We start from the raw sequence: 17455 nt of genomic DNA, 5'->3' as shown, positions 1-17455 counted from the left end.
CATGAGCACAGCAACCACCCATTCGGCCAAGGAACACGCGCGGTCGCAGGCGACCCTCGCACCGGCCCCCACCGCACCGGAGGGCGTGTCGGAACTGACGTGGGCAGAATCGGTGCCCGGCGGCAGCTACACCACGAAGGTTCTGGCTCGCGGAACCCGCTTGCGCCTCGTCGACGTCGACGGTGCCGCCTGCGCCAACCTGCTGCTCTATCGCGTCGACGCACCGTGGGAGCGCCTCAATACCGCCGACACCGTCAAGGTTCCGTGGCAGGCGTACCTGAGCGCGGGCCACCCCCTGCTCTCGGATCAGGGCCGCGTGCTGGCGACCATCGTCGCCGACACCTCCGGTCACCACGACGCGCTGTGCGGTACCACGTCCACGGCGACGAACATCGCCAAATACGGAGTGAGCGGACCGCATTCGTCCGCTCCGGCCGGACGCGAGCTGTTCACCCTTGCCGCGGCCAAGCACGGACTCGAGCCGCGCGACGTCGGACCGTCACTGTCGTTCTTCCACGGCGTCACCGTCGCCGCGGACGGGAGCCTCGTCAGCACCGGCTCGGCCGGACCGGGCTGCTCGGTGGATCTGCTCATCCACCTGCCGGTGATCGTATTGCTCGCCAACACCGCTCACCCACTGAACCCCAGTCCCGAGTACGACACGACGACACTCGACGTACTGGCCTGGCGCGCACCGGAAGAGCTGCTCACACTCGACAACACCGAGCCGGAATACCAGCGCGCAGTGCAGAACACCGAGAACGCATGGAAGGCAGCGCAATGACTACCAGCACAGTGAACACGGTGACAGTGAGAGACGAGATCGCTCCCGCGTTCGGCCCCTGGTCGGCAATCGTCGAGGCCGGTGACATCCTGACCATCGTCGACCTCTACGGCAATCAGGCCGTCGACACCCTGCTGTACGCCGCACACGACCACTCGCTCCGGTACTCCGCGGCCGCGACCGTCACCGCGCAACAGAACCTGTTCCTGACCACCGGAACCGTTCTCCGCAGCGATGATTCGACACCCCTGATGACGATCATCGACGATGAGGTCGGCAACCACGACACCGTCGGCGGTGCGTGCTCCAAGGAATCGAACACCCTGCGCTACGGCCATCACACCCAACACCAGCACGCGTGCGTCGAGAATTTCCTCATCGAGGGTTCCAAGTGGGGACTCGGCAAGCGAGATCTGGCCCCCAACATCAACTTCTTCATGAACGTCCCCGTCGACGCCGACGGCACCCTCGGCATCGTCGACGGTCTGTCGGCCCCCGGTAAGACGCTCTCGCTGCGCGCAGAGATCGACACCCTGGTGTTGGTCTCGAACTGCCCGCAGATCAACAACCCCTGCAACGGGTTCGACCCCACCGCAGTGCAGATGATCGTGACGCGATCATGACCGCTGTGAACAGTACGGCCGCCAAGATGACCGTGCAGCGGCCCGGCATGATCACGACCGTGCAGGACTGGCCGGGACGCGTCGGATATTGGAAGGTGGGCGTGCCGCCGTCGGGACCGATGGACGATCTGTCGTTCCGGCTCGGCAACACCGCGCTCGGCAATCCCGAGGGCGCACCCGGCCTCGAATCGACCATGGCCGGACCGGCATTGACGTTCGACGCCGACACCTACGTCTGCGTCACCGGTGCCGCAGTGCCGGTGCGCATCGACGGCCGACCGGCCCCGCAGTGGCGACCGGTTCTGGTACCTGCCGGAGCAACACTGGACGTGGGCACCACCACCGGACACGGCCTGCGGGTGTACGTGCTGATCCAGGGCGGCCTCGACGTGGACGACTACCTCGGCAGCGCAGCCACATTCACGCTCGGGAAGTTCGGCGGTCATCGCGGCGGCATCCTGGGCGAGGGAGACATCATCGGACTGGCCGGCCGCTCCGACAACTCCGCCGTCCTCGGGCCGATCCCCATGGAGCACCTGCCGGTGCTCACGTCCAACTGGGACATCGCCGTCACCGAAGGCCCGCACGGAGCACCCGAGTTCTTCACCCGCGACGACATCGACACCCTCTACGCCACCCGTTACGAGGTGCACTTCAATTCCGATCGCACCGGAGTTCGGCTGATCGGACCCAAGCCGCAGTGGGCTCGCGCCGACGGCGGCGAGGCCGGATTGCACCCGTCGAACATCCACGACAACGCCTACAGCGTCGGTGCCTTGGACTTCACCGGCGACACCCCGATCCTGCTCGGCCCCGACGGCCCGAGTCTCGGCGGATTCGTCTGTCCTGTCACCGTTGTCGCGGCCGAACGTTGGAAGCTCGGCCAGCTTCGTCCCGGCGACACCATCCGATTCGTGCCGGTCCGAGCTGCAGCCACCGCGCCGCTGGGATCGCTCGGCCTCGCACGGCGCGCATCGCTGCCCGCAGTCTTCTCCGCCGGCGGCGACGGGGACGACGGCGTCATCGCTCGGCGCGACGCCGATACGTGCGTCACCTACCGGCGATCTGGGGACGACAACGTCCTGGTCGAATACGGCGACATGAAACTCGACCTCACCCTGCGAGCTCGGGTACACGCGCTGCATCAGCGTGTCGAAGCCATCGCGCCCCGAGGCCTGATCGATCTGACCCCCGGCATCCGCTCACTGCAGGTCAAGGTGAATCCCGATGTGCTGTCCATCGATTCGCTGATGGGACTGCTCGCCGAGGTGGAGGACGATCTGCCCGCAGCCTCGGAACTCGTGGTCCCCAGCCGCCAGGTTCGGCTGCCGCTGTCGTGGGACGACCCGTCGACCAGGGAAGCGATTCAGCGGTACATGCACGGCGTGCGCGCCGATGCCCCGTGGTGTCCCTGGAACATCGAATTCATCAGGCGGATGAACGGACTCGATTCCGTCGCAGACGTTTTCGATACCGTTTTCGCGGCGGACTACATGGTGCTCGGGCTCGGTGACGTGTACCTCGGTGCCCCGGTGGCGACTCCGCTGGATCCGCGCCACCGCCTGGTGACGACGAAATACAACCCGGCACGAACCTGGACGCCGGAGAATGCCGTCGGCATCGGCGGGGCATACCTGTGCATCTACGGCATGGAGGGTCCTGGCGGATACCAGTTCGTCGGCCGAACCACGCAGGTGTGGAACCACAGTGCCACGTACAGCGGAGGCCCGTTCGAGGAAGGAACCCCGTGGCTGTTGCGGTTCTTCGACCGAATCTCCTGGTACTCGGTCGAACCCGAGGAGCTGATGGACCTGCGCGCGGATCTCGCGGCAGGCCGAGGCGGTGGAGTCGAGATCACCGACGGTGAGTTCTCGCTCGCCGAGCACGAGAACTTCCTCGAGTCCAACGCCGAATCCATCGCGGAGTTCCGCGCGACTCAGGCCGTGGCCTTCGGGGCCGAGCGGGACGCGTGGTCGGCAGCCGGAGAATTCGACAAGAGAGGCAAGATCGATGCTGCCTGAGGTACGAGAACGAGTTCTGCAGGCGTACAAGCGAATCGCGGAGGTCGACCGACCCGAGGTGTGGATCACCCTGCGCGACGAGGACGACGTACTGGCCGAGGCGGTGGCGCTCGAACGCGCACTGGAGGCAGGTGCAGAGCTGCCGCTCGCCGGCGTGCTGGTTGCCGTCAAGGACAACATCGACGTCGCCGGTCTGCCCACTACTGCGGCGTGCCCCGAATTCGCCTACACACCAGCAGTCTCCGCCGTCGCCATCGAGCGATTGACGAGCCAGGGCGCATTGGTGCTGGGCAAGACCAACCTGGACCAGTTCGCCACCGGACTGGTCGGCACCCGTAGCCCCTACGGCGCGGTGCGCTGTGCCTGGGACCCCACGCTGGTCTCGGGCGGATCCAGTTCCGGCTCGGCGGTGGCGGTGGCGTTGGGGATCGCGGACATCGGAATCGGCACCGACACAGCCGGATCCGGGCGAGTCCCCGCCGCGTTCCACGGACTCGTCGGCATCAAGACCTCACTGGGGATCGTGCCGAACACCGGGGTAGTGCCCGCGTGCGCCGACTACGACTGCGTCACCGTGCTGGCTCACGACCTCGACAGTGCCGCGGCGGCCATGAAGGTGATGGCCGGCACTACCGAGACCGATCCACGCAGCCGGGCCTGGCCCGCCGACGTTCGACTGGCCGCGTCACCGGAACCCAGGGTCGCCGTTCCGCGTGCCGCGGATCTGGTGTCGCTGAGCCCGGCATACCGTCGGGCATTCGAGGAGACGGTCGCAGGCCTGGCCGAGAAGGGCTTCACCCACGTCGAAGTCGATATCTCGGGGCTGCTCGATGCGGCCACACTGCTGTACGACGGAGCCATTGTGGCGCAGCGTTATTCGGCCGTCGGCCAATTTCTCGACACCGCGCCGGACGGTGCCGATCCCACGGTCGCTGCCATCGTCCGCTCTGCAGCCGGCCCGTCCGCGCACCGGTACGTGGACGATCTGGGCACACTCACCCAGGCCAAGACTGCTGCCCGCGAAATGCTACGAGACGTCGACGGTCTGCTGCTGCCCACCACCACCGAACACCCGAGCATCGCTGCAGTGCAGGCAGATCCGCTCGGCATCAATCGCCGACTCGGCACGTTCACCAACTTCTGCAATCTGCTCGACATGGCCGCGGTGGCCGTTCCCGGCGCCCCGACGCCCGACGGCACTCCATTCGGAGTCATGTTCGTCGTGCCTGCATTCGAGGATCAGATCGCCGTCGACCTCGCTGCTCGGCTGAGCGAAGCGCCGTCACCCTCGTTGATCGACGACGGCATCGAGGTGCTGGCCGTCGGGGCACACCTGCGCGGGTTCCCGGTGCACAGCCAGCTGACCGATCGAGGCGCACGATTCAGCGGCGAGGTGACCACATCTGCGGACTACCGACTCGTGGATCTACACACCACACCGCCCAAGCCCGGTCTGGTGCGGCGCGAAGGGGACGGCGCACACATTGCCGGAGAGCTGTACCGGATGTCCGCTGCCGCGCTCGGCACCTTCCTCGCCGGGTTGCCCGCGCCGATGGGCCTCGGTCCGGTCGAGTTGTCGGACGGACGCTGGGTCACCGGGTTCTGCTGCGCCCACGACGCGGCCGAGAACGGCACCGACATCACCGAATTCGGCGGTTGGCGTACGTACTGCTCACGCGGGAACGGGCCTGCTGCCGTCGGTTGCGACGCGGACAGCCAGTAGCCCGAGCACGGTGCCCATGAGGTAGCGCTGCATCTTCAGCCAGGTGGGCCGGACGGCGAGGAATCGGGCGATCGATCCGGCCAGAACCACGATCACCAGATTGATCACCACCGCTACGGCGATCTGTACGCCGCCGAGTGTGAAGCCCTGCAGCAGAAGGCGGCCGGCCGCAGGATCGACGAATTGCGGAATCACGGAGATGTACATGATCGCGATCTTCGGGTTCAGCAGGTTGGTCACCAGACCCATCGTGAACAGTCGACGGTTCGAATCCTGTTGCAGTGCAGTCGCCTCGAAGGCGGAGGCCGTTCCGCGTAGGGCTTGCACGGCAAGCCAACCGAGGTAGACCGCGCCGGCGAGCTTGACCGCGATGTACAACGCGGGCACGGCCGTGAACACCGCTGCCAGGCCGAGATTGGTGGCCGTCAGGTAGACCAGAAAGCCGACAGCCACACCTACGAGGGACACCATCCCCGCCCGCCTGCCTTGCGAAATGCTGCGCGAGACGAGGTAGATCATGTTGGGACCCGGTGTCAGAACCAACACGAGGGCGACGGCGAACACGCCGAATACTGCGGACCACGAGACCATACGGTCGACACTTCCCGATAGTCGAACGCCCGGGTAGAGCCAGTTACCTTCCCGTGGACACCTATTCGCTTCGCACGATCGAGGCGATCTCGTCACCGATGGCGGCCATGCCGGCTGCCGTCGGGTGCAGTGGCGCAGCGGGGTTCTCCGGGATGACGCCCTCGAAGTACCGCTGATCGACTGCCGCACAGACATCGTGGCCGACGCTGAGTGCCTCGGTGTCGACGAACTCGGCCCCGTGCTCCTCGGCCTGTGTCTTCAGCGCCTGGTTCATGGCGGTGATGCTGCTCTGGATGTAGTCGGCGTCCTCGGGGAGAACCGGCTGAGTGGGGAAGCAGCCACCGTCGGGGAGATACGTTCCGTATCCGACGACGAGGATCCGCGCGTCGAGCGCACGCTCGGCCACCGCGTCGAGCATCGCGCCCCAACCCGGAGCCTTGTCCGCGATGGCGGCGGCGACGGTGTCGACGCCGCCGGCGGTGAGCCGGTCCTTGCAGACGTTGCCTGTCGAGGAATTCGCGAACGTCAGGCAACCCACCGCGGTCGAGACGAGCCCGATGTCGTTGCCACCGATCGTCACCGTGACCAGATCGGTCTCGGGCGTCACCGCGTCGAGTTGGACGGGCTGATCCCCGCTGGAGGTGCTCTGGGGCGTCGAGACGAGGTTCTCGGTCACGGCCCCGCCGCACGTGACGTCGACGAACGACGCGACCTCGAGCTGAGCCGCGACGACGTGCGGGTAGTTCGAGTCGGACTGCTCGCAACCCGGTACGCCCACCTGCTCCGGGATACGTGGCCCCGACGCCGCCGAATCACCCAGCGCCACATAGTTCAGTGAGGCCGAAGCCGGGGCGTCCGGAACGTCGGCGTCGGGTGCACTGGGCGAAGAACACGCCGCCAGCAGACTCACGGCAACAGCAATCCCGACGTAGATCCCAGGGTTCCTCACAGGCTCGACGCTACCGCGGCCGGTAACCTCGACCGGGTTGTCCCACGAGTACGTCTACACATCGAAGGAAAGGAACATCGCATGATCACCAACTTCATCAACGCGATCCTGGCCGGCTTCGGCTCCATTTCTGCTGGTAGCAGCGGCTTCGAGCTGGCACCGGGAACGCTGCCCTTCGGACTGTAGGACCGGCAGTTCGCCATCCGTGCGGTGCCGACGGTTCGTCCGGCACCGCACGGGTACACCGCACACATGACTGATCCGAAGCACGACGAGAACTCTGCCCCCGACGCCGACAAGGACGTGCAGTCCGACCCGGCTGCGGACGCAGACACCAACGACTGGTCCAGCGAGGGCGGGGCCATCGAAACCGGCCCGGCCACCGACGACGAGCGAACCGACGGCAGCTAGCCGAACAAGCGGCGAGGCGCTGACCGCACCGTCCGGACGTCACCGTCGGCCACGATGTGCTCCACCGCTTCTCCGCGCGCTCGCATCGACGGGTCGGCGGTGAAGTCCACTCGGGCGTCGCCGAGCCAGTCGATGCCTACGACGATCCCCACGGTTCCCTTGGGAATGCCGCTTCGCCAACGCACGCGTCCCAGATTTCTGATTGCGACGACCGTATCCCCGATTTCAAGATTCCCCATTGCGCCCCCAAATTCTTCCTGCCGATCAGTAGACCGCACCCGAACGGCCTGTTCAAGCGGTAGATCCGCGCTTACTGCCACCGATGGCAACCGTCGGTTCGGCCGACGCGGGGACAAACAGGGCAGCTACCTCGTTTTGTGCGCCCGGCTAGGGGCAGCGGTATTTTCGTCTTCGACAAGTTGCTGTTCCGGCAATTTTTCTTGCCAACCCTAGAGTCCTGTCCGCACACTGCAGACATGACTTCAGACAACGCATACCCAGCCCCCGTCGAGAATGTCCCCGTCGACGCAATCATCGTCGGCGGCGGAGTCGCGGGGCTCAGCGCAGCCGTGGCTCTCGGACGCTCCCGCCGATCCGTGGCGATCGTCGACGCCGGCGATCCGCGCAACGCTCCGGCCGCCCATTCCCACAACTACCTGACGCGCGACGGCGAATCTCCGCTCGAGCTCGTTCGTCTCGGCCGTATCGAGGCCGAGCACTACGGCGTCCGCATCGTCGACGGCAGCGCGACCTCGGCTGCGCGGACCGACTCCGGGTTCGAGGTGTCCCTCGCCGACGGCACCGTCGTTCGAGGCCGTCGCCTTCTGGTCACCACCGGTCTCACCGACATTCTTCCCAGCATCCCCGGGCTCGCCGAGCGCTGGGGTCGCGACGTACTGCACTGCCCGTACTGCCACGGATGGGAAGTCCGAGACCGGGCGATCGGCATCATCGGCAGCGTCATGTCCGGGCATCAGGCTCAGATGTGGCGTCAACTGTCGGAGAACGTCACAGTGTTCACCCACACCGCAACGGAATTGAGCCCCGAGGAGCTGACGCGGATGCGCGCCCGCGGGATCGTCGTGGTCGAAGAAGAGATCACGCGAGTCGACGTCGAGAACGACGCCATCGTCGGCGTCACGTTGGCGAACGGCGTCGCCGTCGCGCTCGACGCCGTCGTCGTCGGCCCCAACTTCACCTCCCGCGCAGACGTTCTCGAGTCATTGGGACTCGAGACGACCGAGATGATGATGAACGGTCACGTCTTGGGCACCTACATCGAGGCCGACCCGGTCGGGGCGACGTCCGTGCCGGGGGTGTGGGTGGCCGGCAACGTGGCGGCACCCATGGACACCGTCGTCGCGGCCTCGGCGGCAGGCGTGAAGGCCGGTGCCGCGATCAACGGTGACCTCATCGAGGAGGACGTTCGGTTCGCCGTGGAACGGGCCGAAGCAATGGCCTCCTGACGTCGGACATCAGCTTCCCAGTGCGGTTGCCAGTCCGCTCTCGATGGCGTCTTTGCGGACCCCGAGTTCGGCCAGGGTGGCATCCTCGTTCTCGAGCAACGCCAACAGGATGTGCTCGGTGCCGATGTAGTTGTGCCCCAACCGAAGCGCCTCACGGAAGGTCAATTCCAGTGCCTTCTGGGCACCGGCGTCGAAGGGGATCAGCGCCGGCAGGGGATCGGCCGGTTCGGGCAGCGTCGCCGTCACCGCGGTACGGATCTGCTCGTCGGTGAGCCCCTGCGCACCCAGTAGCTTCGCGGCGAAGCCGTCGGGCTCACCGAGCAGGCCGAGGATCAGATGGCCGGTGGTGATGTGATCGTTGCTCGTCGCCCGGGCCTCGTTCTGGGCCCCCACCACCACATTTCGTGCGCGTGGAGTGAAGCGCGAGAAGCCCTGACTGGCGTCGAGTTCGGCCGGGTCGTCGCCACCCTTGGCCACGAAGCGCTTCTGTACCGCCTGCTTGCTGACGCCCATGGACGCGCCGATGGCAGTCCAGGACGCACCGGACCGACGCGCACGATCGACGAAGTGGCCGATCAGATGGTCGGCGATGTCGCCGAGCGCATCGGCGGCGATCACCGCGTCGGAGAGTTGATCGAGTGCGTCGGTGTGCACCTTCTCGATGGCGGCGATCAGGTCGTCGAGTCGGACTGGGTTGGTGATCTTCGTCGATTCGGTCATTCGTCAACTCTAGGTTGACGCCAGCCCGTCGTCAACCTTCGGTTGACGACTCTGTGCCGAGAGTCGGTGGAGTCGAAGTTTGTTCGGGGGGAAATAGTGACCCTGATCACCGTTTTGCTGGCAAAGACGTATATTCACCGATGAAGGCGTCAGTCGGGGCGGTGCGAGTCCGCACGCGAGGGGAAGTGGGGTCCTTCGATGAATGCGAAGGCCTCTGCGCCCTTCGCCGTGCCGTCGGTGCGGACCGCGTTCCTGGCTGCGGTGGCCGTCATCGCGGTGACGGTGTTCGTCCAGGGCAGTGCCGACGTGCGTGCCGGCGTTCTGGCCGTCGTCGCCGTGGGATCGGTCGTGGCGATCAGTGCGGCAATTCGTCGCTACCGCCCGACCGACGCCCGATGCTGGTGGGCTCTGTTCGGAGCCTCGGTGCTGTTCATGTTCGGAGTCTCGTTTCGCAGCGACCCGAACGCGCTGGATCGATCGTTCTCGCTGCTCCCGGATCTGTTCACTCTCACCGGGTACGCCCTGGTGGGATACGCCCTGTCTCGGTGGATCCGAGACCGCCGATCGATCGACGACATCACCCCACTCGTCGATGCAGGCCTGATCTTCCTCGGCACGCTGTTCCTGTCGTGGTTGCTGCTGATCTCTCCGGCCCTCGACCTGCCGCGTTCGTCCGTGTCGACGGTGGTGAACGGGATCTATCCGGCGATCGACGCGGCGCTGATCACGTTGACGACATATCTGCTCTTCTCCTCGAAACCCCGCTCCGCCGCGCTGTTCTGGGCGCTGCTCGCCCTGGTGGCGACATTCGTCGGCGACGTGTCCTACGCCTTCGCGGCGACGACCGACGACGCTCCGTCCTCGGGGTTGCTCGACGGCATCTACCTGTTCGCGTACCTGTCGCTGGCGATGGCAGCGCTCGATCCGTCCATGCGCACGGTGTCGCACCGGCAGACCCCCGCACCCGCCCACAGCAGCCGTCGGGTTGTCTTCGTGGTGTTGTTGTTGGTGGTCTGCGCGACCGTGCCGCTGCTCGGTTCGGCGGTCTCCACCGGCGACCTGATCGTCCGCTCGCTGTTGCTCGCCTCGATCCTGGTCGGTGCCTTCCTGCGCGGTGAACGCGCCCTGGCCCGAGTGCAGACCGGCGAGGAGCATGCCCGCTACCTCGCGGCACACGACCTGCTCACCGGACTGCCGAACCGCACGACGCTCGACGCGGAGTACGCCCGACACGAACGCGCTCAGCGGCCCGGACGCACCTGCACTCTGTTCGTCGACCTCGACAACTTCAAGATGGTCAACGATTCGTACGGCCACCGCGTCGGAGACGAGTTGATCGTCGCCGCGGCACGTCGCATCCGCGCGGCCGTCGGTGCCGCCGACACCGTCGTTCGGTATGCCGGCGACGAGTTCGTGGTGCTCACCCGCCGCGACCGTTCCGGTTCGGAACTGTTGGCGCGCCGCATCATCGAACGACTGAGCGAGCCGTTCCCGCTCAGTGCTGCCACCGCCTACGTCTCGGCCTCGGTGGGCATCGCCGACGCCGAACGACTGCACGACGCCATCCGCGAGGCCGACACCGCGATGTATCACGCGAAATCTCTCGGGGCGTCTCGCTACGCGTTCTTCGACGAGTCCTTGCGTGCGCGAGCAACATCGGCGATCGAGACCGCCACCGCACTTCGCGGCGCGATCCGGCGCGGGGAGCTCGAGGTCTACTACCAACCGATCGTCGCGACGAAGTCCCGCAAGACCGTTGTCTACGAGGCGCTCGTGCGCTGGAACTGGCAGGGTCGAGTACGGACGCCGAACGAGTTCATCCCGATTGCCGAATCGACCAATCTCATCGAGGAGATCGGTGAGTGGGTACTGCGCACCGCGATCTCCGATCTGGTGACACTGCGCGCGAACGGGCAGGACGTCACCATGTCGGTCAACGTCTCGCCGATGCAGTTGCGCGACGACTCGCTGCCGGGCATCGTCCAACGGGTGCTCGATACCTTCGGCGTCGCCGGTGCGGACCTGGCGCTCGAGATCACCGAAAGTGTTCTGATCGACGACGTCGGCGCAGCGAAGACCGTGCTCGATCGGCTCGCCGCCATGGGCGTACTCATCGTCCTCGACGATTTCGGTATCGGCTACTCCTCGCTGAACCGGTTGCGCAAGATGCCGATTGCGCTGCTCAAGATCGACAAGTCCTTCGTCCACGAGATCGGCGTCTCCGATTCCGACGTCCAGCTGATTCGCGCCATCACCGCCATGGCGTCCGCGCTTTCCGTGACTACCGTCGCCGAGGGGGTCGAGACCGAAGAACAGGCCGCGATCATCGAGCAACTCGACTGCCGTTTCGCGCAGGGCTATCTGTACGGCAGGCCCGCCCCCATCGCGCATTGGCTTCTCGAATCCGCGCAGCAACGGTGACCACGGTGTTAGCGTCGAGCGGTGTCTGCAACCGGAATGCGCCCTGTTCGCTACACCGCCCTCGCCTGTGCTCTCCTGCTGGTGCCGCTCGTCGCGTGCAGCAGTAGCGACGACGCCGGTACCGACACCGCCGCGGCGGACAGTTGCGTACTCGGTGCCAGTGGCGGCACCCCGGTAGGAAAGGCCCCGAGCACCGGTTCGGGTGACATCTCCACCAATCCGGAAGTGGCGACCGGATATCGGTCGAACATGACTCCGGTGGAGACGCCGTCGTACTCGGTCTCCACCGCCAACCCGGTCTCCACAAAGGCCGCATGTGAGGTACTACGCGACGGCGGCACCGCGGCCGACGCCCTCATCGTGGCGCAGACCGTGCTCGGGCTCGTCGAACCCCAGTCGTCGGGAATCGGCGGCGGCGCTTTTCTGATGTACTACGACGCCGCGTCGGGTGAGGTGCAGAGCTACGACGGCCGCGAGACCGCGCCGATGAGTGCCACCGGCGACTACCTGCGGTACATCGACGACGTCAACCGCACTGTGCCGCAACCCGATGCTCGGTCCAGTGGCCGATCGATCGGCGTGCCGGGTGTTGTGCGCATGCTCGAGCAGGCGCACGAGGATCACGGTGACAAGCCGTGGGGGGATCTGTTCCGACCCGCGATCGAGCTCGCCGACAACGGAATCGAGATCAGCCCGCGCATGGCCTCGTCCATCGCGGACTCGGCACCGAAGCTCGCACTCGACCCGGCGTCCAAGGACTACTTCCTGCAACCCGACGGTACCGGTAAGCCCGCCGGCACGGTGCTGAACAATCCGGCGATGTCGAAGACGTTGTCCGCCATCGCAACCGACGGTGCCGATGCCTTCTACACCGGCGACATTGCCCAGGCGATCGTCGACGCGACAGCAGATACCACCGCCGGCCGTACCCCGGGGCAGATCACGGTGGACGACCTCGCCGGCTACGAGCCGAAGACCCGTACCGCAGTGTGCACGCCGTACCGCGATCACGACATCTGCGGAATGCCGGGGCCGTCCTCCGGCGGCATCGCGGTGGCGTCGACGATGGGCATTCTGTCCAACTTCGATCTGGCGCAATACGCCCCGACGGACATGGACGCCAACGGCGGCAAGCCGACCGCCGAGGCCGTGCACCTGATCTCCGAGGCCGAGCGTCTGGCGTACGCCGATCGCGACAAGTACGTCGCCGATCCGGATTTCGTACCCCTACCCGGCGGCTCGCCCGACGCCCTGCTCGACCCCGAGTACCTCAGCAGCAGAGCAGGACTGATCGACGAGGGCAAGTCGATGGGTACCGCGAAACCGGGCGACTTCGGGCCCGTGCAATTCGCCTCGTCCACCGATCCCGAGCACGGCACCAGCCACATCTCGATCGTCGACGGCGAGGGCAACGCGGCCTCGATGACGACAACTGTCGAGTCGGCCTTCGGCTCGTTCCACATGGTCGACGGCTTCCTGCTCAACAATCAGCTCACCGACTTCTCCGCCGCGCCGGTGGCCGAGGACGGAACTCCCATGGCCAACCGCGTCGAGCCAGGCAAGCGCCCGCGCAGCTCGATGGCCCCGACCCTGGTGTTCGATCGCAGCGACGACGGCACACGCGGAGATCTCGTTCTCGTCGCAGGCTCACCCGGCGGGTCTGTCATCATCCAGTTCGTCGTCAAAACACTGGTAGGACTTCTCGATTGGGGAATGGACCCGCAGCAGGCGGTGTCGATGGTCGACTTCGGAGCGGCCAACACCCCGTCCACCAACTACGGCGGCGAACATCCCAACGTGACCGGAGAGAACGATCCGGTCGTGGTGACGCTGCGCGAGAAGGGCCACCAGGTCTCGGTTGCCGACCAGTCGAGCGGGCTGAGCGCGCTGCAACGCACCGACGGTGGCTGGATCGGCGGAGCGGACCCACGCCGCGAAGGTGAGGTACTGGGTGGGTAGGTGCGGGCGCGGGTAGCGCTCAGCTCACGAATCGATAGCCCATGCCGGTCTCGGTGATCAGATGCACCGGTGCCGCCGGGTCTCGTTCCAACTTCTGGCGTAGTTGGCCGAGATAGATTCGCAGATAATGCGTTTCGCGTTCGTGCCCGGGTCCCCACACGGTACGCAGAATCTCTTTCTGCGACACCAGTTTCCCCTCGTTGCGGACGAGCAGTTCGAGGACGCCCCATTCGGTGCGGGTCAGGTGCACGTTCTCACCCTGTCGAACAACGGTTTTGGCGGCGAGGTCGACCGTGAAATCCGCGGTCTCGACGATGGGGTCCGGCACCGACTGCGGACCGCGGCGCAGGGCCGCGCGCAGTCGCGCCAGCAGCTCGTCCATGCCGAACGGCTTGGTCACGAAGTCATCCGCTCCGGCATCGAGTGCCTCGACGGTGTCGGCCGAGTCGGTCCGCGCCGAGAGCACCAGAATCGGCACATCGGTCCATCCGCGCAGACCTGCTATGACGTCGATACCGTCGATGTCGGGCAGACCGAGATCCAGAATCACGATGTCCGGGTGGAAGTTCGCGGCCACCCGCAGTGCTTCCCCACCCGTAGCCGCGCTGACGACCTCGAATCCGCGGACGTTCAGATTGATCCGCAGCGCCCGCACGATCTGTGGTTCGTCGTCGACGACGAGCGCCCGTACCTTCACCTGCTCGCCGCCTTCAACTCGACCGTCATCGTCAGCCCTCCGCCGACGGTGTCCGACGCCGTGACGGTACCGCCCATGGCCCGCACGAATCCTCGCACCACCGACAGGCCGAGTCCGACCCCCACCGAGTTGTCGCGATCGCCGAGGCGTTGGAACGCGTCGAACATGGTCGCTTCGGCCCCGGCGGTGATGCCGGGGCCGTGGTCGACGACGGAGATGGCGGCCATGTCACCGTGCACTGCGGCGCGCACGGTGATCTCGCCGGTGGGGGCGTAGCGGGCACTGTTCGCCACCAGGTTCGCGAGCACTCGTTCGAGCAGACCCGGATCGGCGAGCACTTCGACGTCACCCACCTCGACCCGCACCCGCTCGTCGGCCCCCACCAGCGCGCCTGCCAGTACGTCGTCGACGAAGACGGGACGCAGACTGGGTTGCACCACACCGGCTTGCAGCCGCGAGGAGTCGAGCAGATTGGTCACCAATGCCGTCAACTGGTCGGCCGACTCGTCGATGGTGGCGAGCAGTTCGTCGGTGTCCTCGGGCGAGAACTGAACGTCGGTGCTGCGCAGCGACGACGAGGCTGCCTTGACCGCCGACAGCGGCGTTCGCAGATCGTGGCTGACCGCCGAGAGCAATGCTCGACGCAACGCGTCGGCCTCGGCCAGTGCGTTGGCGCGGCTGGCTTCCTCGGCCAAACGGGCTTGGCGCACCATGCCCGCGGCTTGGTTGGCCACGGCTGCGAGGACGCGGCGATCGTGGGCGCGGGTGCGTTCGCCGACGAGCAGCAGCGTGAAATCGCCCGCGTCGATCTCGGTGTCGGCCCCGTTGCGATCGGTCGGCGGGTGTTCGCCCGAGCTGCCCACGATGGACCGGGACTGGTTGTCCCACAGTGCGACGCCGGACTGCCGATACGTCTCCCGTGCGCGCTCGAGCAGCGCGCCCAGATCGGCACCGCGCAGGACGGACCCCGCGAACAGGGTCAACAGTTCGGCTTCCTGCGTCGCCCGGCGTGCCTGACGCGTCCGACGAGCGGCCGCATCCACCAAGGCCGCGACTGCCACAGCGACCAGCAGCAGTACGACGGTCACGACGAAGTTGTCCGGCTCGGCGATCGTCAGGCTGTATCTGGGTGTGGTGAAGAAATAGTTCAGCAGAAATCCTGCGATCAGCGCCGAGAGTGCCGCCGGTGCAACACCTCCGAGCAGCGCCACACACAGCACCACCATGAAGAACAGGGCGCTCTCACCGCTGGAATCGAAGTCCGGACCGACCGTGCTCAGCACTGCAGCGGCCAAGCAAGGCACGAGAACCGCGGCGAGCCAGGCGATCACCCGTCGACGACCCGAATCGACCTGCAGACTCCGCCGACGGGCCTGCTCGGCGTGAGTGACCATGTGCACGTCGATCTTTCCCGAGTTCTGCACCACGGCCGCACCGATACCCTCGTCGAGAATGCGGGCGGCACGTGACCTTCTCGAGGTACCGATCACCAACTGCGTGGCGTTCACTCCGCGCGCGAAATCGAGCAGAGTGGTGGGCACGTCGTCCCCGACGACGCTGTGCACACTCGCACCGAGGCCGGCGGCGAGCTTGCGCACGGAACCCATCTGCGGTGCGGACACGCCCATGAGGCCGTCTCCGCGAACGATGTGCAGCACCATCAGTTCGGCACTGGACTTCGAGGCGATCCGACTCGCCCGCCGCAGCAGGGTTTCCGACTCGGGGCCGCCCGTCACCGCGACCACCACCCGCTCGCGCGCCTCCCAGGTGTCGGTGATGCGATTGTCCTTGCGGTACTTCACCAATGCGGCGTCGACCTGGTCGGCGATCCACAGCAGTGCGAGCTCACGCAGAGCCGTCAGGTTGCCGCCGCGGAAGTAGTTGCTCAGCGCGGCGTCTACTTTGTCGGCGGCGTAGACGTTGCCGTGCCGCAGCCTGCTCCGCAGCGCCTCGGGTGTGATGTCGACCAGCTCGACTTCGTCGGCGGCCCGAACCACGCTGTCGGGAACCGTCTCTCGCTGCGGAACACCGGTGATCTGCTGCACCACGTCGTTCAGCGATTCGAGGTGCTGCACGTTGAGGGTGGAGATGACGTCGATGCCCGCGTCGAGCAGCACTTCGACGTCCTGCCACCGCTTGTCGTGGACGCTGCCCGGAGTGTTGGTGTGCGCAAGTTCGTCGACGAGCACCACCTCGGGGCGACGCGTCAGGACCGCGTCGAGATCGAGTTCCTGCGCAGAGGATCCGCGATAACGGACCGTGGCCATCGGCAGGACCTCGATGCCCTCGAGCGCCTCGATGGTTCGCGCCCGGCCGTGCGTTTCCACGACGGCCGCGACCACGTCACGTCCGCGATCCTGCAGCCGACGAGCTTCGCCGAGCATGGCGAAGGTCTTGCCGACGCCGGGCGCGGCACCGAGGTAGATCCGCAGCTCACCCCTGTCCGCCACAGCCTGTCTCCTCACCCGGCCGGTATGCGTCCCGCAGTGCCAGGTTCAACTCCGGGACATTCACCGCTTCGGCACCGAGTACACCGTACTGCGGGCCGCGGGTGTACTGGTCGACCAGAGCCTCCACCTCGCTCACCGGCGCGCCGTTGACCTGCGCCACCCGGGCGACCTGGAGGGCCGCGTAGGCGGGACTGATGTCGGGATCGATACCGGATCCGGAGCCGGTGACGGCGTCGGCCGGAATCGCGGACGGGTCGACGTTCTCCCGGGCGGCGATGGCGGCTCGACGCTGTTCGACGAACGACGCGAGTACCTCGCTCGACGGGCCCTGATTGGTCGGTAGCGCTGCGGCCGGATCTCCCGGCGCGAACGCGTCGTCGTCCGATACCGAGCCCGTGACGCGGGTGTGGAAGAACGGATCCGGCTCTCCCGGAGCCACCTGCGGATCGACGCCGATCAGCGAGCTGCCGACGACACAGCCCTGTGCGTCACGCAGCGGCGACCCCTCGGCGGAGTCGGTGCCGATGCGGCTGATGCCCCAGACCACAGCCGGATACGCGATGCCGAGGATCACGGTGAGCGCCAGCAGCACTGCGAAGCCTGCAACGACCTGACGGAGAAATCCCTGTACGAAACGCAT

15 protein-coding genes are annotated in these 17455 nt (G+C 66.5%); 8 read left to right on the top strand and 7 right to left on the bottom strand.

Features of this window, described 5'->3' with window-relative positions:
- Position 1 precedes the first annotated feature (1 nt).
- From CH262_RS22910 to atzF, 4 genes are read left to right on the top strand one after another with little or no spacing between them, the layout of a single operon-like run.
- Positions 2 to 784, top strand: coding sequence for an urea amidolyase associated protein UAAP1 (locus tag CH262_RS22910; protein WP_094662307.1), 783 nt, complete (start codon positions 2 to 4; stop codon positions 782 to 784).
- A complete protein-coding gene (locus CH262_RS22905) occupies positions 781 to 1407 on the top strand; it encodes an urea amidolyase associated protein UAAP2 (RefSeq protein ID WP_094651324.1) in 627 nt (208 codons plus the stop codon). Before CH262_RS22910 ends, CH262_RS22905 begins: the two co-directional genes overlap by 4 nt.
- Entirely contained in the window at positions 1404 to 3428 is a 2025-nt protein-coding gene (locus CH262_RS22900; protein WP_094718489.1) for a 5-oxoprolinase/urea amidolyase family protein, read from the top strand. Before CH262_RS22905 ends, CH262_RS22900 begins: the two co-directional genes overlap by 4 nt.
- The gene (gene atzF, locus CH262_RS22895; RefSeq protein WP_094718488.1) at positions 3418 to 5151 is read left to right on the top strand and encodes an allophanate hydrolase; all 1734 of its coding nucleotides are present in this window, start codon (positions 3418 to 3420) and stop codon (positions 5149 to 5151) included. Before CH262_RS22900 ends, atzF begins: the two co-directional genes overlap by 11 nt.
- Here the strand turns inward: atzF and CH262_RS22890 are convergent.
- Both CH262_RS22890 and CH262_RS22885 read right to left on the bottom strand, forming a co-directional pair.
- Positions 5101 to 5742: a LysE family translocator gene (locus CH262_RS22890; protein ID WP_048318865.1), complete on the bottom strand. Its 642-nt coding sequence runs from the start codon at positions 5740 to 5742 to the stop codon at positions 5101 to 5103. The two genes, atzF and CH262_RS22890, sit on opposite strands and share 51 nt — an antisense overlap.
- Positions 5743 to 5803: 61 nt before the next feature.
- Positions 5804 to 6691 (bottom strand): SGNH/GDSL hydrolase family protein, encoded by an 888-nt coding sequence (locus CH262_RS22885; protein ID WP_218829322.1) that lies wholly within the window; start codon positions 6689 to 6691, stop codon positions 5804 to 5806.
- 252 nt (positions 6692 to 6943) lie between these two features.
- On the opposite strand from CH262_RS22885, the gene CH262_RS27830 reads away from it, so the two are divergent.
- The gene (locus tag CH262_RS27830; RefSeq protein ID WP_167328122.1) at positions 6944 to 7102 is read left to right on the top strand and encodes a hypothetical protein; all 159 of its coding nucleotides are present in this window, start codon (positions 6944 to 6946) and stop codon (positions 7100 to 7102) included.
- Here CH262_RS27830 and CH262_RS22875 read toward each other — a convergent pair.
- Entirely contained in the window at positions 7099 to 7287 is a 189-nt protein-coding gene (locus CH262_RS22875) for a hypothetical protein (RefSeq protein ID WP_230593523.1), read from the bottom strand. The two genes, CH262_RS27830 and CH262_RS22875, sit on opposite strands and share 4 nt — an antisense overlap.
- A gap of 291 nt (positions 7288 to 7578) precedes the next feature.
- On the opposite strand from CH262_RS22875, the gene CH262_RS22870 reads away from it, so the two are divergent.
- Positions 7579 to 8568, top strand: coding sequence for an NAD(P)/FAD-dependent oxidoreductase (locus tag CH262_RS22870; protein WP_032385174.1), 990 nt, complete (start codon positions 7579 to 7581; stop codon positions 8566 to 8568).
- A gap of 9 nt (positions 8569 to 8577) precedes the next feature.
- Here CH262_RS22870 and CH262_RS22865 read toward each other — a convergent pair whose 3' ends face one another.
- Positions 8578 to 9288 carry a Clp protease N-terminal domain-containing protein gene (locus tag CH262_RS22865; protein WP_176457183.1) on the bottom strand — a complete coding sequence of 237 codons (711 nt, stop codon included), beginning with the start codon at positions 9286 to 9288 and terminating at the stop codon, positions 8578 to 8580.
- A gap of 198 nt (positions 9289 to 9486) precedes the next feature.
- Here CH262_RS22865 and CH262_RS22860 point away from each other — a divergent pair, with 198 nt between their 5' ends.
- Together CH262_RS22860 and ggt are read left to right on the top strand one after the other, a co-directional pair.
- Positions 9487 to 11709: a putative bifunctional diguanylate cyclase/phosphodiesterase gene (locus tag CH262_RS22860; protein WP_032385175.1), complete on the top strand. Its 2223-nt coding sequence runs from the start codon at positions 9487 to 9489 to the stop codon at positions 11707 to 11709.
- 36 nt (positions 11710 to 11745) lie between these two features.
- Positions 11746 to 13668 carry a gamma-glutamyltransferase gene (gene ggt, locus CH262_RS22855; RefSeq protein WP_032385176.1) on the top strand — a complete coding sequence of 641 codons (1923 nt, stop codon included), beginning with the start codon at positions 11746 to 11748 and terminating at the stop codon, positions 13666 to 13668.
- Between the two features lie 19 nt (positions 13669 to 13687).
- Here ggt and CH262_RS22850 read toward each other — a convergent pair whose 3' ends face one another.
- The 3 genes from CH262_RS22850 to CH262_RS22840 are packed head-to-tail and all read right to left on the bottom strand — an operon-like array spanning position 13688 to position 17455.
- On the bottom strand, positions 13688 to 14365 hold the full coding sequence (locus CH262_RS22850) for a response regulator (protein ID WP_032369992.1): 678 nt from the start codon (positions 14363 to 14365) through the stop codon (positions 13688 to 13690).
- On the bottom strand, positions 14362 to 16815 hold the full coding sequence (locus CH262_RS22845) for a sensor histidine kinase (protein ID WP_052056554.1): 2454 nt from the start codon (positions 16813 to 16815) through the stop codon (positions 14362 to 14364). The genes CH262_RS22850 and CH262_RS22845 overlap by 4 nt, the downstream gene beginning before the upstream one ends.
- Complete coding sequence (locus CH262_RS22840; protein WP_032385178.1) at positions 16799 to 17455, bottom strand: potassium-transporting ATPase subunit C; 657 nt, start codon at positions 17453 to 17455, stop codon at positions 16799 to 16801. Before CH262_RS22840 ends, CH262_RS22845 begins: the two co-directional genes overlap by 17 nt.

It is taken from the genome of Rhodococcus sp. 05-2255-1e (assembly GCF_002259025.1).
GTDB classification, from domain to species: Bacteria; Actinomycetota; Actinomycetes; order Mycobacteriales; family Mycobacteriaceae; genus Rhodococcoides; species Rhodococcoides fascians.
Note: the sequence above shows the minus strand (reverse complement) of the source record. Positions and strands in the feature narration are given on the sequence as shown.